18 protein-coding genes are annotated in these 25,084 nt (G+C 67.9%); 12 read left to right on the plus strand and 6 right to left on the minus strand.

Annotation, left to right across the window (positions count from 1 at the left end):
* Window positions 1–33: 33 nt before the first annotated feature.
* The 4 genes from IGS68_RS20745 to IGS68_RS20760 all read right to left on the minus strand — a co-directional run bounded on the left by IGS68_RS20745 (window position 34) and on the right by IGS68_RS20760 (window position 2,577).
* Window positions 34–324, minus strand: a complete 291-nt coding sequence (locus tag IGS68_RS20745; protein ID WP_206379342.1) for a hypothetical protein — start codon at window positions 322–324, stop codon at window positions 34–36.
* A 58-nt stretch (window positions 325–382) separates the two neighbouring features.
* A complete protein-coding gene (locus IGS68_RS20750; protein WP_201073366.1) occupies window positions 383–958 on the minus strand; it encodes a ribosome modulation factor in 576 nt (191 codons plus the stop codon).
* A 138-nt stretch (window positions 959–1,096) separates the two neighbouring features.
* On the minus strand, window positions 1,097–1,738 hold the full coding sequence (locus tag IGS68_RS20755) for an MlaC/ttg2D family ABC transporter substrate-binding protein (protein ID WP_201073368.1): 642 nt from the start codon (window positions 1,736–1,738) through the stop codon (window positions 1,097–1,099).
* The gene (locus tag IGS68_RS20760) at window positions 1,735–2,577 is read right to left on the minus strand and encodes an MlaA family lipoprotein (protein WP_201073370.1); all 843 of its coding nucleotides are present in this window, start codon (window positions 2,575–2,577) and stop codon (window positions 1,735–1,737) included. Before IGS68_RS20760 ends, IGS68_RS20755 begins: the two co-directional genes overlap by 4 nt.
* A gap of 267 nt (window positions 2,578–2,844) precedes the next feature.
* Between IGS68_RS20760 and IGS68_RS20765 the strand changes: the two genes are divergently transcribed.
* From IGS68_RS20765 to IGS68_RS20795, 7 genes are all read left to right on the plus strand, one after another.
* A complete protein-coding gene (locus tag IGS68_RS20765) occupies window positions 2,845–3,834 on the plus strand; it encodes an ArsR/SmtB family transcription factor (protein ID WP_201073371.1) in 990 nt (329 codons plus the stop codon).
* A 144-nt stretch (window positions 3,835–3,978) separates the two neighbouring features.
* Window positions 3,979–4,815 (plus strand): methylenetetrahydrofolate reductase [NAD(P)H], encoded by an 837-nt coding sequence (gene metF / locus IGS68_RS20770; RefSeq protein ID WP_247881403.1) that lies wholly within the window; start codon window positions 3,979–3,981, stop codon window positions 4,813–4,815.
* Window positions 4,816–4,855: 40 nt separating this feature from the next.
* Window positions 4,856–8,353: a methionine synthase gene (metH, locus tag IGS68_RS20775; protein ID WP_201073382.1), complete on the plus strand. Its 3,498-nt coding sequence runs from the start codon at window positions 4,856–4,858 to the stop codon at window positions 8,351–8,353.
* Window positions 8,354–9,559: 1,206 nt separating this feature from the next.
* Entirely contained in the window at window positions 9,560–11,512 is a 1,953-nt protein-coding gene (locus tag IGS68_RS20780) for a methyl-accepting chemotaxis protein (RefSeq protein ID WP_247881003.1), read from the plus strand.
* A gap of 235 nt (window positions 11,513–11,747) precedes the next feature.
* Window positions 11,748–12,395, plus strand: a complete 648-nt coding sequence (locus IGS68_RS20785; protein WP_201073385.1) for a PIN domain-containing protein — start codon at window positions 11,748–11,750, stop codon at window positions 12,393–12,395.
* On the plus strand, window positions 12,337–12,813 hold the full coding sequence (locus IGS68_RS20790) for a hypothetical protein (RefSeq protein ID WP_201073387.1): 477 nt from the start codon (window positions 12,337–12,339) through the stop codon (window positions 12,811–12,813). Before IGS68_RS20785 ends, IGS68_RS20790 begins: the two co-directional genes overlap by 59 nt.
* A 433-nt stretch (window positions 12,814–13,246) precedes the next feature.
* Window positions 13,247–15,061, plus strand: coding sequence for a tetratricopeptide repeat protein (locus IGS68_RS20795; protein ID WP_201073389.1), 1,815 nt, complete (start codon window positions 13,247–13,249; stop codon window positions 15,059–15,061).
* Between the two features lie 243 nt (window positions 15,062–15,304).
* Here IGS68_RS20795 and IGS68_RS35665 read toward each other — a convergent pair whose 3' ends face one another.
* Both IGS68_RS35665 and nosP read right to left on the minus strand, forming a co-directional pair.
* The gene (locus IGS68_RS35665) at window positions 15,305–17,968 is read right to left on the minus strand and encodes a NahK/ErcS family hybrid sensor histidine kinase/response regulator (RefSeq protein ID WP_247881004.1); all 2,664 of its coding nucleotides are present in this window, start codon (window positions 17,966–17,968) and stop codon (window positions 15,305–15,307) included.
* The gene (nosP, locus tag IGS68_RS20815; RefSeq protein ID WP_247881005.1) at window positions 17,956–19,308 is read right to left on the minus strand and encodes a nitric oxide-sensing protein NosP; all 1,353 of its coding nucleotides are present in this window, start codon (window positions 19,306–19,308) and stop codon (window positions 17,956–17,958) included. Before nosP ends, IGS68_RS35665 begins: the two co-directional genes overlap by 13 nt.
* A gap of 301 nt (window positions 19,309–19,609) precedes the next feature.
* Here nosP and IGS68_RS20820 point away from each other — a divergent pair, with 301 nt between their 5' ends.
* From IGS68_RS20820 to IGS68_RS20840, 5 genes are all read left to right on the plus strand, one after another.
* Entirely contained in the window at window positions 19,610–19,822 is a 213-nt protein-coding gene (locus IGS68_RS20820) for a DUF1127 domain-containing protein (RefSeq protein WP_201073391.1), read from the plus strand.
* Between the two features lie 85 nt (window positions 19,823–19,907).
* Window positions 19,908–21,254: a cytochrome P450 gene (locus tag IGS68_RS20825; protein ID WP_201073398.1), complete on the plus strand. Its 1,347-nt coding sequence runs from the start codon at window positions 19,908–19,910 to the stop codon at window positions 21,252–21,254.
* A gap of 120 nt (window positions 21,255–21,374) precedes the next feature.
* Window positions 21,375–22,070: an SRPBCC family protein gene (locus tag IGS68_RS20830; protein WP_371821828.1), complete on the plus strand. Its 696-nt coding sequence runs from the start codon at window positions 21,375–21,377 to the stop codon at window positions 22,068–22,070.
* A gap of 75 nt (window positions 22,071–22,145) precedes the next feature.
* Window positions 22,146–22,640, plus strand: a complete 495-nt coding sequence (locus IGS68_RS20835; RefSeq protein WP_201073402.1) for a (2Fe-2S)-binding protein — start codon at window positions 22,146–22,148, stop codon at window positions 22,638–22,640.
* Window positions 22,641–22,656: 16 nt separating this feature from the next.
* Entirely contained in the window at window positions 22,657–25,065 is a 2,409-nt protein-coding gene (locus tag IGS68_RS20840; RefSeq protein WP_201073404.1) for a xanthine dehydrogenase family protein molybdopterin-binding subunit, read from the plus strand.
* Window positions 25,066–25,084: the final 19 nt, after the last annotated feature.

Here is a 25,084-nt window from a genome sequence, read left to right on the forward strand (position 1 = left end):
CGCACCCGGTTCACCCCTGTCAGCGAGCGACCCTTATGCCGCCATCTTCACACGCTCGCCCTGCGCCGCCATGTCCAGCCGGGCGATCGTCGCCGGTCCGGAGTCGATCTCCAGGGCCAGGGCGGTGAACCCGTGGCGGTCCACTACCGGCGTCCCGAGGCGCCGGGGTGCGGCACCGGCCCAGACCAGCACCCGCTCCAGCACCGGGTCCGAAACGGTGAGGTAACAGGTCACGCCCTGTTCCCTGGCGACCCGGCCGGCTGCGGCCAGCACGCCGGCGGCGAGCCGGCGCGAGAGCCGCGGATCTGCGTCCGGATGCACCACGAACCGCGACCCCTCCCATGCCTCGGACGATCGTCCGATGCCGGGCACGCCTGTCCGCTCAGGCCTTGCGGACGGCGGCGCTCCAGCTTTCGCCCCGGAGCGAGTCGTCACGGGCCTGGCACCAGCCATTCTCCCAGGCGAGGTGCATGACCCGGTCCGCCTCGTAGGGATTGGCCTGCAGGGGCTGCCCGTCGTGGAAGGCGGCATAGCCCTCGTCGTATTCGATGATCCGGGGGTCGTCCGTCCGGCCGGTGAAAACCGTCTTCCGGCCGGCCGGCCGACCCCCGGATTCCTGGTCGATGAAGGCGCGGAACTCCGGGAACCGCATCAGCACACTGTCGTCGACGCCGCCGGGATGCTCCGCCAGCGTCCTCATGCCGCGCGGCGTGATCCTGAAACCGCCGTCCCCGGCGGGTTCCAGAAGGACGGCCTGCGTCAGCCTGTCCAGCGCGCGGGCGAGTTCCCCGCGGATCTCCGAGTCGGGCACCGGCAGGGGCTCGCCGACCGACCGCAGGTTCCCCTTCAGCCTGGAGAGCGCGTCGTCCAGCGTGGCCCGGCCTTCGGTCGCGACCTTCAGCAAGGCCAGCATCAGATCGACCTGATGCAGAAGCGGATATTCCTTGAGTTCCATCATCTCCCCCTGCCCTACCTGTTGAACCAACCCGGGAGCCCGGGTGATGTTCCCGGAAATCGGGCCTCCCCGGCCGGGGCAACAAAAAAGCCGCCCGGCCGGGCGGCTTCTTCGCAGGCGTCGCGAGGGTGTCGGGAGTCGTCAGCCGGCGGAACCGACACGCTGGCGCAAGGTCTGCAGCAGGGCCTCCATCTGACCGCCGCCGCGCTGGACGACGGAGGAGAATTCGGAGCGCTGGGTCACGCTCATGCTGACCCCTTCGACCGCGACGTCGATCACCTTCATGGCGTCGCCGCGCTGGCGCACCCGCCAGTCCACGGCCACGGGCGGCGCGTCGGGGCGGATGATCTGCGACGTCACGATGGCGTCGTTCTCGCCTTCCGGCCGGTGGCCGGTGATCTTCAGGGTCTCGTTGACGTCCAGGTTCTGCCCGGAATACTGCGCGAATCGGTCGGCATAGACCTGGACGATCAGCCGCTCGAACAGCGACCCGTACTCCTGCTGTTGCGCCGGAGTCGCCGTGTTCCAGGTGCGGCCCAGAACGAAGCGGCTGATGTAGGGCACGTCGAAGCCCTCGTTCAGCAGCACGCGGAACCGCTGCATGGATTCCTGGCGGCCCAGGTCGGGCTTGACCAGGACGTCGATGGCGCGGGCGCCCAGGTCCTGGATGAACTTGGCTGCCGCTTCCGAACGGGCGTCGGCGCGGCCAGCGGTGGGAAGCGCGACGGTACCCGCAAAGGCGAGCAGCGCGGCGCAGGCGATGAAGAAGCGGCGTGTGATCATGGCGTGCTGGACTTAGACGTTCCGCCGGAATTGTCAACCGGCGGCGCCTCGTCCTCGGGAAACTCCGGGAATTCGGGGTATTCCTCGGCCGTCGTCCGCCCGTCGTTGATCTCGCTGATTCGGTTCTGTCGGTACAGGCTGCGCAGGGAGGCGTAGTAGTCGAGCGAGTTGCGGCGCAGGTCGTCGATCGGCTCGATCAGGCGGGAGCGGGTGTCGATGCCGCCGGCGATCGCGCGCCCCAGGGTGATGCCGTCGCGGTCGGTGTTGGCGGCCCACAGGTTGACCGGGTCGCCGAAAGCCTCGGCCGCGATGCCCGTCGTGTCGCGGAAGTTGGATGGGCCCAGCAGCGGCAGCACCAGGTACGGGCCTTCCGGCACGCCCCACACGGCGAGGGTCTGCCCGAAATCCTCCGCCTGGTATTCCAGGCCGTGGTCGGCCGCCACGTCCATCAGGCCGCCGATGCCGACGGTGGTGTTGACCAGGAAGCGCTTGGTCGCCACCTCGGCCCCGGCCCAGTCGCCTTGGAGCAGCTCGTTGGCGATCGTCAGCGGACTGCGCAGGTTGCGCAGGAAATTGCGGATGCCGTCTCGAACCGGGTTGGGCACGATGCCGCGGTAGATTTCCGCGGCCGGGCGGATCAGCAGGATGTCGGTGCCTTCGTTGAAGCCGAAGATCGCCCGGTTGAAGCCTTCGAGCGGATCGTTCGCCTCCTGGTAGGCCGCGAGGGCCGCGGGATCGTCGCGCGGGGGCAGGACGCATCCGGACAGGACCGAGCCGCAGACGAGCAGGGCAACGGCGGCAACGGAACCGCGAAAGCGCGGGAAGCCAGACAGGTTCATGGATAATTCGCTCATCCAGAAGAGGAGGATCGGGGGCCGGTGCCGCCACGGTCCGACGTCGCAGAAGGCGCGGATCGTCTTGAGGTAACATACGGAATGGTTTTTGACCAGATGCCACCGCCGCGGCACGGCAGCCGTGGGAGCGGGCGAGCCCGCCCCGCCGTTTTTCCCAGAAAAGGCGTTTACGTCGCATAAAGATATCTTTATATATCGATCGACGGGAACGGCATCGGCACACATCTCCGGCACACTGGGACAGGCAAGGGAATGGACTCACTGCTCACGGCACTCAAGGCGGCGGCGGAACCGACCCGGTTGCGGCTGATGGCGTTGTGCGCCCAAGGCGAGCTGACCGTGACCGAGCTGACCCAGATCCTGGGCCAGAGCCAGCCGCGCGTGTCCAGGCACCTGAAGCTGCTGTGCGACGCGGGACTGCTCGACCGCTTCCGGGAAGGGACCTGGGCGTTCTACCGCCTGGCCGAGCGCGGCGCCTTCGCCGACCTGGCGCGCACGCTGATCGACGCGGTGCCGCGGGACGACGCGACCCTAGCATTGGACCTGGAGCGGCTGAACGCGATCAAGCGCGCCCGGGCCGAGGCCGCCGCCGACTATTTCCGCGAGAACGCCGCCCGCTGGCACGAGATGAGGTCGCTCCACGTGCCCGAGCGCGAGGTCGAGGCGGCGCTGCTGCGGCTGTTCCCCGCCTCCGGCATCCAGGACCTGCTGGACCTCGGCACCGGCACCGGCCGGATGCTGGAACTGCTGGCGCCGCGCGCCGAGCGCGCCCTGGGCATCGACCTGTCGCGGGAGATGCTGGCGATCGCGCGGGCCAACCTGGAGCGCGCCGGCCTGCGCAATTGCCAGGTCCGCCAGTCCGACATGTACCAGCTGCCGCTGCCGTCCGCCTCGTTCGACGCCGTGGTGATCCACCAGGTGCTTCATTTCGTCGAGGAGCCGGCCGACGTCCTGGCCGAGGCCGCGCGGGTGCTGCGCCCCGGCGGCCGGCTGGTGATCGTCGATTTCGCCCGCCACGATCTCGAGTCCCTGCGCACCGAGCATGCCCACCGCCGGCTCGGCTTCGGCGACGAGGAGGTCACCGGCTGGCTGCGCGCGGCCGGCATGGCCGCCGGCCCGGTCGTCCGGCTGCCCGGCGATCCGCTGACCGTCAATCTCTGGCCGGCCACCCGCGAGGACGGCCCCCGCCCCGCCGTCGCGGACGCCGCCGTCCCCACCCTTTCGACCCTCGGAGTGAATTGAATGAGCGTGGCCTCCCCCAGCCCGACCCTTTCAGGTCTTGACCGGCATGCCGGCGTGATCGCGCGGACCGGCCTGCGGCTCGATGTCCCGCTGCCGGCGGACCTGGCCGTCAGCTTCGAGTTCTTCCCGCCCAAGACCGAGAAGATGGAGCAGACCCTGTGGCAGGCGGTCCATAAGCTGGCCCCGCTCCGGCCGGAGTTCGTGTCGGTCACCTACGGCGCCGGCGGCACCACGCGGGAGCGCACCCACGCGACGGTCTGCCGCCTCCAGAAGGAGACCGGCATCCCGGCGGCGGCCCACCTGACCTGCGTCGGCGCCACCCGGGAGGAGATCGACGCGATCGCCCGGACCTACTGGGACAGCGGCATCCGCCACATCGTGGCGCTGCGCGGCGATCCGCCCACCGGCGTCGGCACCGCCTACGAGCCGCATCCCGGCGGCTACGCCTATGCCGCCGACCTGGTCGAGGGACTGAAGCGGGTCGCCGACTTCGAGATCAGCGTCGCGGCCTACCCCGAGAGCCACCCGCAGGCGGCCAGCGCGGCGCACGACCTGGACAACCTGAAGCGCAAGATCGACGCCGGCGCCACCCGGGCGATCACCCAGTTCTTCTTCGACGTGGGCGCCTACATGGGCTTCGTCGAGCGGGCGGCGGCGGCCGGCATCACCGTGCCGATCGTTCCGGGAATCCTGCCGATCACCAACTTCACCCGCGCGATCGAGTTCGCCGGGAGCTGCGGCGCCGCGATCCCGCCCTGGATGGCCGACCTGTTCTCCGGGCTGGACGACGACCCCGATACGAGGCAGCTGGTCGCCGCGACCGTGGCGGTCGAGCAGTGCCGCCTGCTCCATGCCGAAGGGATCGGGAACTTCCACTTCTATACCCTGAACCGCGCCGAACTGACGGTCGGCATCTGCCACATGCTGGGCGTCCGGCCGAAGCGCGAAGCCGCCGAAGCCCTGCCCGCCGCCGCGTCGTAACGGACGCCGACCCGTAGAAACACACCGAGACGGAAGAACCATGGCCCATCTCCTCGACCTTCTCAAAGAACGCGTCCTGCTGTGCGACGGCGGCATGGGCAGCAGGGTGCAGGCGCTCGACCTGGACGTCGAACGCGACTACTGGGGCATGGAGAACTGCACCGACGTGCTGGTCCTGTCCCGGCCCGATCTGGTCCGGGAGATCCACCGCGGATACTTCGAGGCCGGCGCCGACATGGTGGAGACGAACACCTTCGGCGCGTCGCCGATCACGCTCGGCGAGTTCGACATCCCGGACAAGGCGTTCGAGATCAACCAGAAAGCCGGCGAGCTGGCGCGGGAGGCGGCGGAGAGCTTCAAGGACGGCCGCCAGCGCTTCGTGCTGGGCTCGGTCGGCCCGGGCACGCGGCTGCCCAGCCTGGGCCACGTGGCCTACCAGCCGCTGGAGGACGCCCTGACGGTGCAGGCGCGCGGCCTGATCGCCGGCGGCGTCGACGCCATCCTGATCGAGACCTGCCAGGACCCGCTCCAGATCAAGGCGGCGGTCAACGGCGTGAAGGTCGCCAGGAAGGAGGCCGGAACCGACACCCCGATCTTCGTCCAGGTCACGGTGGAGACCACGGGCACCCTGCTGGTCGGCAGCGACATCGCGGCGGCGGCCACGGTGATCCACGCGCTGGACGTGCCGCTGATCGGCCTGAACTGCGCCACCGGCCCGGCCGAGATGTCGGAGCACGTGAAGTGGCTGGCGGAGAACTGGCCGGGCCTGATCTCGGTCCAGCCGAACGCCGGCCTGCCCGAGCTGGTCAACGGCGCCACCCGCTATCCCCTGCTGGCCGACGAGCTGGCGAACTGGCTGGAGCGCTTCGTGCGCGACGACGGGCTGAACCTGGTCGGCGGCTGCTGCGGCACCAACATCCCGCACATCCAGGCGACCGACGCGATGCTGCGCCGGCTGGCCGGGGCCGGGCAGATCCGGCCGACGGTCAAGCCGCGCACCCATCACTGGATCCCGTCGGTCGCCTCGCTCTACGGCCAGGTGTCGCTCCGCCAGGAGAACGCCTACCTGTCGATCGGCGAGCGCTGCAACGCCAACGGCTCCAAGAAGTGGCGCGAACTGCAGGAGCGCCACGACTGGGACGGCTGCGTCGAGATGGCGCGCGACCAGGTGAAGGAGGGCAGCCACACGCTGGACGTCTGCACCGCCTTCGTCGGCCGCGACGAGGCGGCGGAGATGAACGAGGTGATCACCCGCTTCACCGGGTCGGTCACGGCGCCGCTGGTGATCGACAGCACCGAATACACCGTGCTGGAGCAGGCGCTGGCGCGCCACGGCGGCAAGCCGATCATCAACTCGATCAATTTCGAGGACGGCGAGGAACCGGCGGCCAAGCGGCTGATGCTGGCGAAGAAGTTCGGCGCCGCGGTGATCGCGCTGACCATCGACGAAGAGGGCATGGCGAAGACGGCGGAGAAGAAGCTGGAGATCGCCCGGCGGCTCTACGACTTTGCGGTCAACCGGCACGGGCTGCGGCCGGAGGACCTGCTGTTCGACCCGCTGACCTTCACCGTCGCGACCGGCAGCGAGGACGACCGCAAGCTGGGCCAGTGGACGCTGGAGGGCATCGAGGCGATCAGCCGGGAGATGCCGCAGTGCCAGATCATCCTGGGCCTGTCGAACATCTCGTTCGGCCTGAACCCGGCGGCGCGGCACGTGCTCAACTCGGTCTTCCTGGACCATGCGGTCAAGCGCGGCATGACCGGGGCGATCGTTCATGTCTCCAAGATCATGCCGCTGCACAAGATCCCGGAGGCCGAGGTCAAGGCGGCCGAGGACCTGATCTTCGACCGCCGGAGCGAGGGGTACGACCCGCTGCACGCCTTCATCGCGCTGTTCGAGGGGCGCAAGGCTGCATCCGCCGTGAAGAAGGAGCGGCCGGCGGCGATCGACGAGCGGCTGAAGCAGCGGATCGTCGACGGCGACCGGACCGACCTGGACGCCGACCTGGCGAAGGCGCTGGAGAGCTATCCGCCGCTGGAGATCATCAACAGCTTCCTGCTGGACGGCATGAAGGTGGTGGGCGAGCTGTTCGGCGCCGGCAAGATGCAGCTCCCCTTCGTGCTCCAGTCGGCCGAGACCATGAAGGCGGCGGTGGCCTACCTGGAGCCGCACATGGAGAAGGTCGAGGGCCAGGAGAAGGGCACCATCGTGCTGGCCACGGTCAAGGGCGACGTCCACGACATTGGCAAGAACCTGGTCGACATCATCCTGACCAACAACGGCTACCGCGTGGTCAACTTAGGAATCAAGCAGCCGATCACGAACATCCTGAGCGCGGCGAAGGAGCACAAGGCCGACGCCATCGGCATGTCGGGCCTGCTGGTCAAGTCCACCGTGGTGATGCGCGAGAACCTGGAGGAGCTGAGCCGCGGCGGCATCGAGGTCCCCGTCCTGCTGGGCGGCGCCGCCCTGACGCGGGGCTATGTGGAGGACGATTGCGCCAAGGCCTATGCCGGCGGCCGGGTCGCCTACGCCCGCGATGCGTTCGACGGGCTGTCGCTGATGGACAAGGTGGTCAACGGCCAGTTCGACACCTTCCTGGCGGCCAACCAGGCCAAGCGACAGGGGCGCGCCACCAACCAGCGGCGGAAGCTGGGCCAGCCGGTCGAGGCCGACGCGGGAACGGTGGACGTCGCGGCGGCGCGAGCCCGGCGCGAGCGCCTGGGCGACGGGGTGGCGGTGCCGACCCCCCCGTTCTGGGGACCGCAGGTGATCGGGCGCGTGCCGCTGAAGACGCTGGTGCCGTACCTGAACGAGCGGATGCTGTACCAGCTCCAGTGGGGCTACCGGAAGGACGGCAAGACGCTGGACCAGTTCAAGGAGTGGTCGAAGAAGGAGCTCCGGCCGATCCTGAACCGGATGCTGGCCATCGCGGCCGAGCAGGAGATCCTGGTGCCCCAGGCGGTCTACGGCTACTGGAAATGCGCCGCCGACGGCAACGACGTGATCCTGTACCAGGAGGACGGCAAGAGCGAGGTCGCGCGCTTCACCCTGCCCCGCCAGCGGAAGGAGGACGGGGAATGCATCGCCGACTTCTTCCGCGACGTGTCCCGCGGGCCGTCGGACCGCGACGTGATCGGGCTCCAGGTGGTCACGATGGGCCAGAAGGCGAGCGACGTGGCCCGCGACTGGTTCGCCGAGAACCGGTACCAGGACTACCTGTACCTGCACGGGCTGGGCGTCGAGATGGCCGAGGCCATGGCCGAGTATGTCCACAAGCGCATCCGCGCCGAGCTGGGCTTCTCGGCCGAGGACGACCGCGACATGGAGAAGATGCTCCAGCAGGGCTATCACGGCAGCCGCTACAGCTTCGGCTACCCGGCCTGCCCCAGGCTGGAGGACCAGGACCAGCTGCTGAAGCTGCTGGACGCCGGGCAGATCGGCGTGGAGCTGAGCGACGAGTCGCAGCTCCACCCGGAGCAGAGCACCAGCGCGATCGTCGTGCATCACCCCCGGGCGAAATACTTCTCGGTGTGAGGACGCGGGGGCCGGTCCGGGACGCCCCGGGAGCCGCGTGGCGGACCCCGAGGGCATCATCCGGCCCGGTCCCCGCCTCATAGGTGCTAACTTAAAGCATTTTTGGTAAACTCCGTCATACCCGGACTTGATCCACGGCTGTCCGGCACGATGATTGCTCAACCAACCGGGACACGCTTTTCTGGCGGCTTTTTCCTCTTTTTTGTCGTCATGACCGGGCTCGACCCACGCCTGTCCGGCACGGTACTTGCTCATCAACCATTGAGAACATTTTTAGCCATTGTTTTCTCCTTCAGTTCGTCATCCGCGGGCTTGATCCGCGGATCTCAAGGCACGGAGGCTCCGATGCTTCCCGTGAAAGATGGCCGGATCAAGTCCACGGCTGTCCGGCACGGCGGTTGCTGATCAACCATTGAGAACATTTCTAGTGACCGTTTTCTCCTTCAGTTCGTCCTCCGCGGGCTTGACCCGCGGATCTCAAGGCACGGAGGCGCCGATGCTTCCCGTGAAAGATGGCCGGATCAAGTCCGGCCATGACGGAAAAGGGGTAGTTCCGCCTTGAGTTCAGGCTTGTGAGCAGTACGCAACAACCGTGCCGGACAGCCGTGGATCAAGTCCGGGTATGATGGAAAAGGTGGGCGACTTATTCGGAGTATCGATCCGAAACGTTCAAAGTTAGCGCCTATAGGTCCCCGCTTGGCCGGCACGCCAACCGCCGGGCCGTGCAGCCGGAGCCTTCGAAAGCCGATCGCGCTTGCCGAGGGCGGGGCCGGCATGCGGCTCCGGATCTCCCGCGGCACGCCTGCCGCGACCGGCCCGCTCAAGAGCACTACACCCAAATATATACGAATAAAATTATGTTCAATTGCTCCGGAAAAAAAGGCCAGTATCCACACGGAAAACAGGGTCTTGTCCCGACCGCCCGATCGGACCGGGACCCTGGAAACCGCCGTCCTGATCTGCCGTCGGCTTCCCCTCGGAAAATTCGTCCATGGGGGGAGGCCAGGCACCGAATCATCGATCAGCCGCGCTCGGCCGTTCCCTCACGCCTTGTGGAGACAAATCATGGAGTCGCTCAAAAGCGTCAGCATCAGAACAATGTTGACGCTCCTATTCTGTAGCATCCTGGCCTTCCTGGTTTCTTTGATTATCCTGGACAGTGTCAAATCTTTCAGGACCTTTTCGGAAGTACGGACGATACAGGGGGTGACCCAGGCATCATACGACGTCTTCAAGTCGATGCAGGCGATCCGGCTCGAACGCGGCGCCACCCGCCGGGTGCTTCTGCACCCCGTCGGCGCCGAACCGGCGACGCTGGAGAAATTGCCGGGCTGGCGCGGCCAATCCTCGGACGTCGTGAACGTCGTGGCAGGGATTTGCGCCCGCGTGCCTTGCGGAGCGGGCCTGGACGAGGCCGCGGTCCGTGATGCCATGGATAAGCTGAACGCCCTCCGCCGCAATGCGGATGCCGCCTTGCAGGTCGAGCCCGGCCAGCGTCCCAAGCATCTGATCGACACGTGGATGGGAACCGCGGGAGGCACTTTGGAGCTGCTCGCCAGGATCTCCAACGTCCTGCTGGAGCCGGCCCGCGCGATGGATCCCGTGTTCAGCGAGCTCATCGGCATCAAGGACGCCGCCGTGATCGCGCGTGAAGCCTCCACCCCCATCCGCGTGACGTTCGACAGCGCCGTGGCGAAGCAGGGAGTCACCGCCGAGGACCGGCTCCAGATGGCGCTCGCCCGCGGCCGGCTGGACACGGCATGGCGGATGGTCAAGGAGGCTGCGCAGCGCCCGGGCGCGCTCGAACCCGTCAGGAACGCGGTTGCCGCGGCGGAGCGCAGCTACATCAACGACTATCTGCAAAAGCGAGAGGCCGTCCTGGCCGCGATCGGCGCCGGACAGGATCTGCCGGTTCGGCTGGATGACCTGAACCTCCTGGCCGACAAGTCGCAGTCCGACCTGGACGCGGTGGCCAACGTGGCGCTCGACGAGATGAACCGGCATGCCGCACGCATGGAAGAGGCGGCCGCGACCACGCTGACCTTCAACGGGGCCATCTTCGTGGCCGCGCTCGTCCTTGCGATCACCGGGCTCAGGATGGTCCGCGGTCGTGTCACGACCCCGATCGGCGGTATCGTCGAAGCCATGCGGCGCGTGGCCCGGGGGGACGTTTCGGGCGAGGTGCCCTACAGGGACCGCCATGACGAGATCGGCGCCCTTGCGGACGCCCTGCTGGTCTTCAAGGAGAATGCGGTCGAGCGGGAGCGCCTGGAAGCGGCCCAGGCGGAGGAGCGCAGGGTCAAGGAGCACCGCGCCGCCGAGATCGACATGCTGGTCCGCAACTTCGACCAGGGCGTCACCGGCATCCTGCGGACCGTGAGCGCGGCCGCCACCGAGTTGGACAGCACGGCGCAGAGCATGTCCGCCATCGCGGAGGAAACCAGCCGGCAGGTCACCGCCTCGGCCGCCGCGGCTGAACAGACCTCGGCCAACGTCCAGACGGTGGCCGCGGCGGCGGAGGAAATGTCCGGCTCGCTCCAGGAGATCGCGCGCCAGGTCACCCGCTCCACCGGGATCGCCAATGCGGCCGTGCAGCAGGCGGAGCAGACCAACGGCACGGTCCAGGGCCTTGCCGAGGCGGCGCACAAGATCGGCGAAGTGGTCAACCTGATCTCCAACATCGCCAACCAGACCAACCTGCTGGCCCTGAACGCCACGATCGAGGCGGCGCGCGCCGGCGAGGCGGGGAAAGGCTTCGCGGTCGTCGCGTCGGAGGTGAAGAACCTCGCGACCTCGACCGCCAAGGCGACCGACGAGATCTCCTCCCACATCACCAACATGCAGGCGGCATCGACCGGGGTCGTGGACGCGATCCAGGGGATCGGCGGCACCATCCGCCAGATCAACGACATCACCGTCACGATCGCGGCGGCGGTGGAGGAACAGACCGCGGCGACCGGCGAGATCTCGCGCAACGTGACCCAGGCGGCGACCGGTACCCAGGAGGTCTCCGCCAATGTCGGGCAAGTGACCCAGGCGTCGGACCTGACCGGCGCCGCCGCCACCCAGGTGCGAAGCGCGGCGGGCCAGTTGGCCCAGCAGTCCGAGATTCTTCGCGGGGAGGTGGAGCGCTTCCTGGCCAGCATCAAGGCAGCGTGAGCGCCCTCTGCCCGGATCCATGCGGGGATCCTTGATGGGGCCGGGACTTCGCCACCGCGTCGGCCCCGGCCGTCATCTGGCCGTCAGGCGGTCGTACAGGGCGGGATCGCGGGGCTGGCAGTTCATTCTCTCGAAATGAGTGAACCTGATTTCAAGACGCGGGTCGGCAGAATAAGCCGACCCGCGCATAATCCGGGCAAGGGCGAGCCGAACTTCCGGGGGAATGGAGAGACACATGGTAGAAGGAGCGGAAGGTGCGGCCGAACTATCGAGGGACCTGCTAATCAAGGCTTTCGACATGATGGGCGAACTGGCGGCCTCGGAAGGAAAGGTCGTCGAGATCGCCGTTTATGGCGGATCTTGCCTACTTCTCGCCAGCGACATCCGGGACGTTACCCGCGACGTGGATGCGGTGTTCCTCAGCGAGCGCGGGTTCGGCTACGAACTTGCCGACAGAGTCGGCCAAAGGCTCGGATTGCCGGACAATTGGCTGAACCAGGCTGTGAAAAGCGTCGCTCCCCCGAAAGGCAACCCGCAACCCAATCTCCTTCCTTTCGGGGAATATCCCGCGGGCGGGCAGATCGGGCTGAGAGTCTTCCTGCCGACACCGGAATACATGCTGGCGATGAAGCTGCTGGCGAACCGGCGCGACGACCCGGACGGGATGGCGCGGGATCGCAGGGACCTGTATCTGCTGATGCGGCTGACCGGACTGAAGAGCCCGGATCAGTTGGCCGGCCTGATCAGGCTCTGCTATCCTGCGGTTCCTGGCATCAATGCGCGGATCGCCGCCAAGATCGACGACATCCTCCGAGGATATGGAAGTGCCGGCGAACCTGAAGCTCCGACCTGGAACGCTGGCCGAGGCGATCCGACGCTATAGCGCCGGAGAGCAGAAGTTCGGCGTGGCGCTCGGCGAATTCCTGGACGAGTTCTACCTGGACCGCGAGCCGTCCAGCCGCCGCGCCCGCATCGAAGAGGCTCCCGAGTTCGTCGGCGACGATATCATCGACGCCTATGTCGGTGCCGTCGGCGAGCACCTGGCCCGCCGCTGGAAGCTGGGCGATCCGCCCGAATGGTCCGACCATCCCCGCCGGTTCCTCCGCCGCATCTGGTTTCCCGAAGGCGTGGAAGCCGAGAAGCCGATTCTGCTGGTCGAAAGCCCCCTAGCCTTCCGCCGCCGCATGCTGTTCGTCGAAGCCGAACCGCTGCGCCGCGCCCGCATGCCGCATGACGAGCGGTGGCGGGCGTACGAGTATTTGCGGACGGGGATGATGCCTGAGGAGGAGGTCGACGGTTAGATTAGCCTCGCTATCAGAGCCTGTTTGACTGACCACCAAGTTATTCTATTCCGGCACTCGTAGGTCGGACTTCGCCCCTCTTGGGGCGAACTCCGACAGCACTTCGCTGGCGGGTCGCAACGTCTCGATTGCCGACGCCCTTGTCACCGTTCGCGTCGTCTCGGCGTTCGCCCGAAGAGGGGCGAAGTCCGACCTACAAGAATGCAGTGCTGCTGCAGGCAAATTGAATTCTTCAGATCGCAGTCAAACAGGCTTTGACAGAATGACGCGGCAAGGTCTTGGCGCGTTCGTTTCAGCCGCCCCTCGGCATCTTATATCTTAAGAGGTAGATTGCTGTTCCGCCTGCGATCCTTCTTGGCTATCTTGCTGGCCGATGGCCGTCAGCGGAACTCCCATGACGACGTGAATACCGGCATAGGGCAAGGATAGCGCAGTGCCAAAATCGATTACCCAATATCGCGTCTTCATCGGGTCTCCGGGCGGATTGGAAGAAGAGCGCAACAGTTTCAAGCAGCTGCTCGACCGGTATTCGATCGTGCATGGCGGACATCATGACGTCATGTTCCATCCCGTCGGATGGGAAGATACGACCGCAGGCGTCGGGCGTCCGCAGGCGTTGATCAACGAGGATCTCAAGCAGTGCGACTACGCCGTGTTCGTGCTGCACGACCGCTGGGGCTCTCCGACCGGGCCGACCTACAGTTCGGGCACTGAGGAGGAATTCGCGCTTGCGGAGGAGCTGTACCGTGCGGCCAAGATCTACAATATCGCGCTTTTCTTCAAGGACGTGGACAAAAGCAAACGAAACGATCCGGGACCACAATTGAAGGCGGTTCTGGAATTCAAAAGGCGGATCGAAGACGAGAAACGATACCTGTTTCGACAGTACGTGCATAGCGCCGACTTCACTGACGCTCTCGAAGTCCATCTGGCAAGCTGGCTTCGGAATCATCTGATGACGGCACGCGGATCTTCGATGCTCGACCCAGTCGCGAAAGCCGCCTCGTCGATCTCCGGCGCGGTCCGTTCGCCCACCGCCGAGCCTACGTTCGATTATTGGATCAACGAGGCGAAGAGCCTCACGAGCGCAAGCACTCCAGATTACACGAGAGCATTGTTCTGTGCCGAAAAGGCGATTGGTGCATCCCGGCCTGGGAAGGAGTGGGCCGAGGCAAAAAACCTTTGGGGAAAATGCCAGTACAACCTAGGAAAGTTGAACGAGGCAATCGGCACCTTTATGGAGGTGGACGACAGGCTGGCAACATCACAGCATCCGGATCACCGCGAACAGGTCGCTAGGGCGCTCGTCAACAAGGGCCTCACCCTCGACAAACTTGGGCGCAGCCAGGATGAAATCGCCGTCTACGACGATATCCTCGCCCGCTTCGGCTCCGCGGCCGAACCGGCGCTGCGCGAACAGGTCGCCAGGGCGCTCGTCAACAAGGGCATCGCCCTCGGCGAACTCGGACGCGGCCAGGACGAAATCGCCGTCTACGACGATATCCTCGCCCGCTTCGGCTCCGCGGCCGAACCGGCGCTGCGCGAACGGGTTGCCAGGGCGCTCGTCAACAAGGGTATCACCCTCGGCCAACTCGGGCGCGGCCAGGACGAAATCGCCGTCTACGACGATATCCTCGCCCGCTTCGGCTCCGCGGCCGAACCGGCGCTGCGCGAACAGGTCGCCAGGGCGCTCGTCAACAAGGGCATCGCCCTCGGCGAACTCGGACGCGGCCAGGACGAAATCGCCGTCTACGACGATCTCCTCGCCCGCTTCGGCTCCGCGGCCGAACCGGCGCTGCGCGAACGGGTTGCCAGGGCGCTCCGCAACAAGGGCATCGCCCTCGGCAAATTCGGACGCGGCCAGGACGCCCTCGCCGCCTACGACGATCTCCTCGCCCGCTTCGGCTCTGCGGCTGAACCGGGCCTACGTGAGCAAGTCGCCAGTGCGCTCCGCAACAAGGGGGTCACCCTCGGCAAACTCGGACGCGACCAGGACGCCCTCGCCGCCTACGACGATCTCCTCGCCCGCTTCGGCTCCGCAGCCGAACCGGCCCTGCGCGAACAGGTCGCCAAGGCGCTCCTCAACAAGGGCGTCGCCCTCGGCGAACTCGGACGCGGCCAGGATGCCCTCGCCGCTTACGACGATTTCCTCGCCCGCTTCGGCTCCGCAGCGGAATCGGCGCTGCGGGAACTCGCTGATGATGTGCGGCTTGTCCGGGATTTCCTCAGGCTAAAGGCAGCCAAATAAAGGGTGTCCGGTCAGGCCGGACGCGCCAGCGCCTCGCGCCGCTCTTCGCCCGCCAGGGCGAACGCCGATGTCCGGCATCGACGCTCCGGCAGCGGTGTCGGCGTCGGCCTTCGGCCGAGGCCGACCTACGGCGAACCGGGGGGGAGCGGTGCCTGTCCCGGCCGAGGACACGGGCGCCTCGTGAAGTCTCCCGTCCCGGCGAGACCGCCTTCGCGGCCGGTCCGGAAAGTTCCGCCTCCCCCCTCAGCTCAGCATGCTCGTCATCAGCGACCGCAGTTGTGCCGGCTTCACCGGCTTGTTGAGGAGCTGGAAGCCGCTGGCGTTGACTTCCTCCTGGACCTCGGGCAGGCGGTTGGCGGTGATGATCAGGCTGGGGATGGGGGCGCCGCAGTGGCGGGCGACGCGCTGCAGTTCGGCGACGCCGGTGGCGCCGTCCTCCAGGTGATAGTCGGCGATGGCGATGTCGGGGGCGCGTTCCATCCGGTCCAGGATGCCGATCGCCTCGCCGCCGGTGGTGGCGGTCACGACCGTGCAGCGCCAGCCCTCCAGCAGGGCGGTCATGCCGGACAGGATGCTGCGCTCGTTGTCGATCACCAGCACCAGGGAGCCGGCGAGCCGGTTCGCGACGGCGGCGGGGGCCGGCTGGGGCGGGCGGATGGTGCGGCCGCGCTCGCCGAGCGGCACGGTCACGGAGAAGACAGACCCCCGGCCGGGGACGGAACGGACGCCGACGCGGTGGTCGAGCATGCGGGCGACGCGCTCGACGATCGCGAGGCCCAGGCCCATGCCGCGGTCGCGGGCGTTCTGGTCGTTGCCCAGGCGGCGGAACTCCTCGAAGATCTCGGCCAGCTTGTCCTCGGGAATGCCGGGTCCGGTGTCCCACACCTCTATGCGCAGGCGGCCCGCGGCCTGCCGGCAGCCCAGAAGCACGCGCCCGGTGCGGGTGTAGCGCATGGCGTTGCTGAGGAAGTTCTGGAGGATGCGGCGGAGCAGCCGGATGTCGCTGTGGACCACGGCGCTGCTCGACACGACGCGGAACTCCAGGTTCCGCTCCTTCGCCTGGGCCGCGTACTCGGTCGCCATGGCGCCCAGCAGGGATTCGATCGGGAAGGCGCCGGGCTCCGCCTGGACGACGCCGGCGTCCAGCTTGCTGATGTCGAGCAGGGCTCCCAGCAGGTCCTCGACCGCCGCCAGGGCCACGTCGGTATTGTCGATCAGCGAGGCGTTCTGGGGCGTCTGCTCCAGGTCGCTGAGCGCCGAGACGAACAGGCGGGCGGCGTTGAGGGGTTGCAGCAGGTCGTGGCTGGCGGCGGCCAGGAACTTGGTCTTGGACAGGTTGGCCTGCTCGGCGTCGGCCTTGGCGACCCGCAACGCCTCCTCGATCTGCTTGCGCTCGGCGATCTCCTGGTGGAGCTTGCCGTTCAGCGCCATCAGGGCGGCGGTGCGCTCGTCCACCCGGCGCTCCAGGCTTTCCTTGGATTCCTTCAGCGCCTCGGCGACCATGCGGCGCTCGGTGATGTCCTGGATCAGGGCGAAATAGCCCACGACCTCGCCGTTCTCGCCGAAATGGGGGATGTATGTCGCCAGCGCGTAGCGGACGGCGCCGTTCTCGGCCGGAAGCTCCATCTCGAAGGTGACTTCCTGGCCGGCGAGCGCCGCCAGCACGTTGGGCCGGCGCTGCTCGTAATGCTGGCGGCCCAGCGCCACCCACATGGGCTGGCCGTCGATCTCCTCCCGCGGGCGGTTGAACCAGTCCTCGTAGGGCTTGTTGACGAAGCGGAAGCGCTGGTCGCTGTCCACATAGGCGATCAGGGCCGGCATCGCGTCGGTGATGGTGCGGATGCGCCGCTCGCTGTCGCGCAGGGCCTCCTCGTTCCGCTTGCGCGCGGTGATGTCGGTGTAGGTGTTGACGAAGCCGCCGCCCGGCATGACCGTGCGCCGGATGTCGAGCACCCTGCCCTGCCACTCCTCCTCCAGCGCCAGGGGCCGTTCCGCCAGGTCCTGGTAGGACATCGCCATGCCGCTGAGCCCCGCCCAGCCGAGGCGGGTATTGTGGCGGACGAAGTCCTGGTAGGTGGCACCATGCCGGACCACGTCGGGCGGCAGGTCGAGCAGATGGGCGAAATTGTCGTTCCAGGCGACCAGCTTCAGGTCCCTGTCATAGACCGCGACGCCCTGGGCGATGTTGTCCAGGGTGGCCTGGAGCAGCACCGACTTTTCCGCCAACTCCTGCTCGCGGCGGCGGGTCTCGTCCCGCTTCAGGTCGGTGATGTCGGTATAGACGCCGACCACGCCGCCGTCCCGGGTGCGCCGCTCGTTGACCTGCATCCAGCGGCCGTCTGCCAGCGCGTGGACATAGGGGCCCTGCGGGTTGCGGTGCTGGACCATGCGCTGGTCGAACCAGCCCTGCCCGCCGTCGCGGACGTCCTGGACCGACCGGGTCTCCACCGCCAACCGGGCGATCTCGTCGAAGGCGATGCCGGGCCGGATCCGGTCCTCGAAGGCCGGCCAGAAGGCCAGGTACTTGCCGTTGCACATGACCAGCCGGTCGTCGCCATCGAACAGGGCGAAGCCCTCGTTGACGGACTCGATCGCCTCGGCCAGCCGGGCCTGCACCGTCTCCGCCATCTCCTTGGCGCGGGCGAGGTCGCGGTTGGAGCGCTCCAGCTCGCGCAGCGTCTGCTCCAGCTCGATCGTGCGCTCGCGGACCTTGGTCTCCAGCACGATGGCGGTCTGGAACAGAGAGAAGGCGCTGCCCTGGAAGTCCATGCTGCGCTCGACCCGGTCCATCAGGACCTTGTTGATGCGGTGCAGCTTCCGGTTCTCGCGCTCCAGCTCGGCGATGCGCTGCTGTTCCGGCGTCTGCCCCGGCTCGGGCGCCGGGGATTCAAGGGTCAGGACTCGCATCGCGCACCTATGGCGACGCCGGTGAAGGTCTGGTTGACATGCATCGCGTTGAACTGCTCTCCGTAGGTGCAGAACCCGATCACGTTGTTTCGGGCGAGCACCTTGGAAACCAGGTGCTTGATCTGCTTCTGCTCCATCTCCAGGCTGCGCAGGATGCAGTCGCAGCCCAGGATCAGCTCCGGCTCCCCGACGTCGTCGTGCAGCCGGCTGAACAGGTTCTCCAGGTTCTGGACCAGGTCCACGCCCTCCGCGACGGTCAGCACGATGCCCTCGTCGATGGCGCAGAAGAAGGTGAGGCTCTCGTCGTCATTGACCTTCTGGATCGATCGCACATGGTATTCGCCGCCGACCCGCACGACGACGGGGTAGGCCGCGAAGATCATCGGGGTCAGCGGCTCGCCTTCCAGCCCGACCATCCGTGCATACTCCCGCCCCGCCGGCTCGGCATTGATCTCCGTCACGATGCGGCGGGCGGGATCGGCCTCCGTCACCACCATCTTGCGGTCGGAGCTGACGAAATGCTCGGTGCGGAACACGGTGAAGCGGCGCACCGTGTCGACCAGCACCAGGACGGCGGCGTTGCTGCGGAACTCCCCGTCGTGGAGGATCCAGGTCCGGGTGAACCGGAGGTCGTCCCCGGCCGAGCCGCCGAACAGCGGGATGTCGCCGAGCGCCGAATAGATCGAGCTGACCACCAGCTCCTCCCGCACGGACAGCCCGTCGATCAGCAGCAGGGCGAAGCTCTTGCCGGCGACGGGCTCGCGGTCGTCCAGGGAGGCGTCGAGGCTGGCGTCGAGGGCGGCGCCCTCCAGGGCGGCGTCCCGGCGGGCGGACAGGCTGCGCACCAGGGCATGGGCTTGGGCGATCTCGAACCCTTCCAGGTCGTCGATCCGCTCGGCCACGGCGGAGAAGTCGCTGCGCGGGAAGCTGACCCCGGTGATCGACCCGGTCATGTAGCCGACCGGGGTGATCTCGCCCGCGGTGGTGCAGCCGATCACCAGCGTGTCGCCGAACAGGCCGGCCAGCGCGGGGCCGAGCGCTTCCAGATCGTACTGGGGCGAGCAGAACACCAGGACGAAGGCCATGTCGGGCTGGGCTATGGCGTCGTACAGGTCGCGGGCGGCCTGACGGGGATCGAGGGCGTGACTCATGCCCCGGCGCAGCCGGGGGGATCGCGCGTCGATGGCGGCCCGGCCCAGGGCGCCGGTCGGCTGGACGGGCACCTCCTCCTCGGCGGGCGGCGGCAGAGGCGCCGCCTTCACCAGGCTGTCCAGGTGCTTGAGAGCCGGCACGCGCGACGTCCGACCGCCGACGCGGCCGGTGCGAGGCCCCTTGGCCATTTGAGTTTCTCCGCCTTTCCCCTGGCTGCGGGCGGTCGGCGGGAGCGATCCAACCGATCCCCCCGCCTGCGCCGCCCCTGCAGGCACAAAATTACCCCCCGGGGAACGGTTCTGCCAAGGGCGCTGCCCAGGGTGCGGCGTTAGACCAAAGTCTAAGCATCGGGTCCGAACCGGAATGCCGGCAGGAAAATGGAGAAAATACGGGGGCGTGTAAGCGGGTTCACAGTCGCCGAGGTCCTCTCCGCCCATGATCCGCCAGCTCATGGTTAATGAACGGCAAATAAAACCGAAGGGACCTATCATGTTCGCCTTGCAGCAGATCACGATGCCGGCAGCCGGGCGGCTTCCGGCTCACCTGTTCCGGAGGATGCGGGCCGCCGTCCGGCGCCTGTTCCGGGAGCGGGCCAACCGCAGACTGGAGCAGCACCTCTCGGCGATGGACGACGCGATGCTGCGCGACCTCGGCATCGAACGGCAGCGGATCCGCGACGCGGTGAGAAACGGACGGCCGTGAGGATTTCCCCGCGCCCACGGAACGATGCCCCGCCCGAACGCATAAAGGAGGGATGGAAAAGCAGGGCACAGCACGAGGGGAATCCATGTCCGCCGATATCGCCGCCAAGCCGGGGCCGCTGCCGAGGGCAAGCCTGCGGGACACCCTGGCCGCCGTCGCCGAGATCGTCCTTCCGACGATCTCCAAGGGCGTCATCATCCGGAGGCCGAGGGTGGTGGGGCTTGCGGAACGGCTGGGACTGGACGGGCGGGCCGTCCGGCGCATGCAGCGGCTGCGGGCCAAGTACGGGCCGGGGCCGCTGATGCTGGCGATCCCGGGCCGCAACCAGGCGATCATCCTGTCGCCGGAGGACGTGCATACCGTGCTGGACAACGCGCCGGAGCCTTTCTCCCCCGCAAGCGCGGAGAAGCGGGCGGCCCTCGCGCACCTGGAACCGCACGCCTCGCTGATCTCCCGAGGGCCGAAGCGGGACGACCGCCGGCGGTTCAACGAGCAGGTGCTGGACAGCGGCTGCCCGGTCCACCGGATGGGCGAGCGGTTCGTGGCGGTCGTGGGTGAGGAAGCCCGGGCCCTGCTGAAGACGGCAGGGTCCCGCGGCGAGCTGGCCTGGGACGATTTCACCGCGTCGTGGCAACACATGGTGCGGCGGGTGGTGCTGGGCGACGCGGCGCGCGACGACGAGGACCTGACCGACATGCTGGCCCGGCTGCGCGCGGCGGGCAACTGGGCGTTCCTGCGGCCCCAGCGCAAGGGGCTGCGCGACCGCTTCTACGAGCGGCTGGAGGGGCATCTGGCGCGGGCCGAGCCGGGCAGCCTGGCCGCGGTCATCGCCGCCACGCCGCAGACGGCGGACACGGCGCCGGCGCACCAGGTGGCGCACTGGTTCTTCGCCTTCGATCCCGGCGGCATGGCGACCTTCAGGGCGCTGGCGCTGCTGGCCTCGCATCCCGACCAGGCCGGCCGGGCGCGGCGGGAGATCGGGGCGGCGGGACCGGAAGGGCGCCGGGACCTGACGTTCCTGCGGGCCTGCATCCTCGAGTCGCTGCGGCTCTGGCCGACCACGCCGGCCGTGCTGAGGGAAACGACCCGCGAGACGCGGTGGGACACCGGCACCATGCCGAAGAACACGAGCGTCTTCATCTTCGCCCCCTTCTTCCACCGCGACGACGAGAACCTGCCCTATGCCCACAGCTTCTCCCCCGACCTGTGGATGGACGGCGTGCGCCAGGGAGGCTGGCCGCTGATCCCGTTCAGCGGCGGACCGGCCATCTGTCCCGCGCGCGACCTGGTTCCCATGCTCGGCAGCGCGATGCTGGCGGCCCTGCTGGACGGCCGGCAGGTCGCCCTGAAGGACCCGGCGAGGATCGATCCCGGCGCGCCGCTGCCCGGGACGCTGGACAACTATACCCTGCGCTTCGACCTGCGGGATTGACCCGTTCCTCCCGGCCCCCGGTGCCAAGCTCTTGATCGAAAGTCTAATGTGCCGCACTCTCCTGCGACAATTAGTCTGCATCCAAGAAAAATCGGGACCGGGAGGAACCATTCCATGGACATGTCCGGCAGTTACCGGGTCACGGCGCCGCGCGAAGACGTGTGGGCCGCGCTGAACGATCCGGCCATCCTGAAGCAATGCATCCCCGGCTGCGAGGAGATCGAGAAGCAGTCCGACACCGAGATGACCGCGAAGGTGACCGCCAAGGTCGGCCCGGTGAAGGCCAAGTTCGCCGGGAAGGTCACGCTCAGCGACATCGATCCGCCCAACGGCTATACCATCACCGGCGAAGGGACCGGCGGGGCCGCCGGATTCGGCAAGGGCGGGGCCGCGGTCAAGCTGTTGCCGGACGGCGACGGCGCCACCGTCCTCGAATATACCGCCCACGCCCAGGTCGGCGGCAAGCTGGCCCAGATCGGCTCCCGGCTGATCGACGGCACGGCGCGCAAGATGGCGGACGATTTCTTCGCCAAGTTCAGCGAGGTGGTGGGCGGGCCGCAGGACGCCGGGGAACGGGCGGTCCCGGAGGACCGGCCCGAGTCGGCCCCCGCCCCGGAGCCTGCCCCGGAGCCTGCCGCGGTCCCGGGCGGCCAGATGGCTGCCCAGCCGGCCGCCATCGCCGCCTTCACGGCGGCCGCTCCGGCGGCGGAGTCCCGGGCAACCGGGGAGGAACCGGTCGATCTCCGCCTGGTCGGAATGGTGGCCCTTGCCGTGATCGCCTTCACCGTCATTCTCTATACGATCGCCGGCAGTTGACCGGCCCGGTCCGTCCGAGTCCCAACCAATAAAAAGCCTTGGCAATAAAAAATCCTAGCGAGGAAAGGCTCAGAAATGCCCACAACGGTAACACTGAGCGTCAACGGCAAGTCCGTGACGCGCGAGGTAGAGGGGCGCACGCTGCTGGTTCAGCTGCTGCGCGAGCATCTCGGGCTGACCGGCACCCATGTCGGCTGCGACACCAGCCAGTGCGGCGCCTGCGTCGTCCATGTGGACGGCCGCTCGGTCAAGAGCTGCACCATGCTGGCGGTTCAGGCCGAGGGCACGGAAGTCACCACGATCGAGGGGCTGGCGGCGGCCGACGGCACGCTTCACCCCATGCAGGCGGCGTTCCGCGAGCACCACGGCCTGCAATGCGGCTACTGCACGCCCGGCATGGTGATGAGCGCCGTGGACCTGGCGCAGACCCACGGCCGGCTGGACGAGAAGACCGTCCGCGAGGGGCTGGAGGGCAACATCTGCCGCTGCACCGGGTACCACAACATCGTCAAGGCCGTGCTGGCGGGGGCGGAGGCGATGCGCGCCGACGTGCCCCGGGCAGCGGAATGAGGAAGGGGCAGCAACCATGTCGAACTCTCCCGCCAACGGCAACGTCACCGGCATCGGCGCCTCCGTCCGCCGCCGCGAGGACTTCCGCTTCCTGACCGGCCAGGGCACCTACACCGACGACATCAACCGGCCGAACCAGACCCACGCCTATATCCTGCGCTCGCCCTACGCCCACGCGCGGATCAAGGGCATCGACACCTCGGCGGCGCTGGCGGCGCCCGGCGTCGTCGCGGTCTTCACCGGGCAGGACATCGCGGCCGACAAGGTCAACGGCCTGCCCTGCGGCTGGCTGATCCATTCCAAGGACGGCAGCCCGATGGTCGAGCCGCCGCATCCGCCGCTGGTGCTGGACCGGGTGGTCCATGTCGGCGACCAGGTCGCGGTGGTGATCGCCGAGAGCCGCGACCAGGCCAAGGACGCCGCCGAGCTGATCATGGTGGACTATGACGAGCTTCCGGCCGTCACCACCTCGACCGCGGCGCTGAAGGACGGCGCCCCTCTGGTCCACGAGCAGGCGGCCGGCAACATCTGCTACGACTGGCACCTGGGCGACAAGGCCGCGACCGACGCCGCCTTCGCCAAGGCCGCCCATGTCACCAAGCTGGACCTGATCAACAACCGGCTGGTGCCCAACGCGATGGAGCCCCGCGCGGCGATCGGCGAGTACGATCGCGCCACCGGCGACTATACCTTGTGGACGACCAGCCAGAACCCGCACGTGATCCGCCTGCTGATGGGCGCCTTCGTGCTGGGCATCCCCGAGCACAAGCTGCGGGTCATCGCTCCCGACGTGGGCGGCGGCTTCGGTTCCAAGATCTACCACTATGCCGAGGAGGCGATCGTCACCTGGGCGTCGCGGAAGATCGGCCGGCCGATCAAGTGGGTGGCCGAGCGGTCGGAGAGCTTCGTGTCCGACGCCCACGGCCGCGACCACGTCACCCACGCCGAGCTGGCGCTGGACGCCGACGGCAGGTTCCTGGGGCTGCGGGTCCACACGCTGGCGAACATGGGGGCTTATCTGTCCACCTTCGCCCCGTCGATCCCGACCTACCTGTACGCGACCCTGCTGGCCGGGCAGTACTCGACCCCGGCGATCTATGCCGAGGTCAAGGCGGTCTTCACCCATACCGTGCCGGTGGACGCCTATCGCGGCGCCGGGCGGCCGGAAGCCTGCTACCTGGTCGAGCGCATCGTCGAGAACGCGGCGCGCGAGATGGGCATCGACAAGACCGAGCTGCGCCGGCGCAACTTCATCCCGCCGACGGCCATGCCGTACGACACGCCGGTAGCCTTGCAGTACGACTGCGGGTTGTTCGAGAAGAACCTGGACCAGGCGCTGGAACTGATCGACTACAAGGGCTTCCCGGCCCGCAAGGCGGAGGCGAAGGCCCGGGGCAAGCTGCGCGGCATCGGGCTCGCCAGCTACATCGAGGCCTGCGGCATCGCGCCCAGCAACGTGGCCGGCGCCCTGGGAGCCCGGGCGGGGCTGTACGAGTCCGGCGAGGTGCGCTTCCACCCGACCGGCTCGGTGACCGTCTTCACCGGCTCCCACAGCCACGGCCAGAGCCACGAGACGACCTTCGCCCAGCTCGTGTCCGACCGGTTCGGCATCCCGATCGAGAACGTCGAGATCGTCCACGGCGACACCTCCAAGGTGCCGTTCGGCATGGGCACCTACGGCTCGCGCTCGCTGGCGGTCGGCGGCTCGGCCATCGTCAAGGCGATGGACAAGGTGGTGAACAAGGCGAAGAAGATCGCGGCGCACATGCTGGAGGCGGCGGAGACCGACATCGTCTTCGACCAGGGCCGCTTCACCGTGGCCGGCACCGACCGGAGCCTGGGCATCGGCGACGTGGCGCTGTCGGCCTACGTGCCGCACAACTTCCCGCTCGACGAGATCGAGCCGGGCCTGGACGAGCAGGCCTTCTACGACCCCAAGAACTTCACCTATCCCAACGGCACCCAGATCGCCGAGGTCGAGATCGACCCGGAGACCGGCGTCGTCAGGATCGAGAAGTTCGTGGCGGTGGACGATTTCGGCCGGGTGATCAACCCGATGGTGGTCGAGGGCCAGGTCCATGGCGGCATCGTCCAGGGCATCGGCCAGGCCCTGCTGGAGAACTGCGTCTATGACCCGGACACCGGCCAGCTGCTGACCGGCTCCTACATGGATTACTGCATGCCGCGGGCGGACGACGTGCCGAGCTTCACCGTGCAGTACCACGAGGAGGCGCCCTGCACCCACAATCCCCTCGGCGTCAAGGGCTGCGGCGAGGCGGGAGCGATCGGCGGCAGCGCCACGGTCATGAACGCCGTGGTGGACGCGCTGGCGGATCTGGGCATCGGGCATATCGACATGCCGGCGACGCCGGAGCGGGTCTGGCGCGCCATCCAGGGCGCTTCCGTTCCGCTGGCGGCCGAATAAGCGATCGGGGAGGAAAAGA

Origin of the sequence: Skermanella sp. TT6, from assembly GCF_016653635.2 — a bacterium.
GTDB classification, from domain to species: Bacteria; Pseudomonadota; Alphaproteobacteria; order Azospirillales; family Azospirillaceae; genus Skermanella; species Skermanella cutis.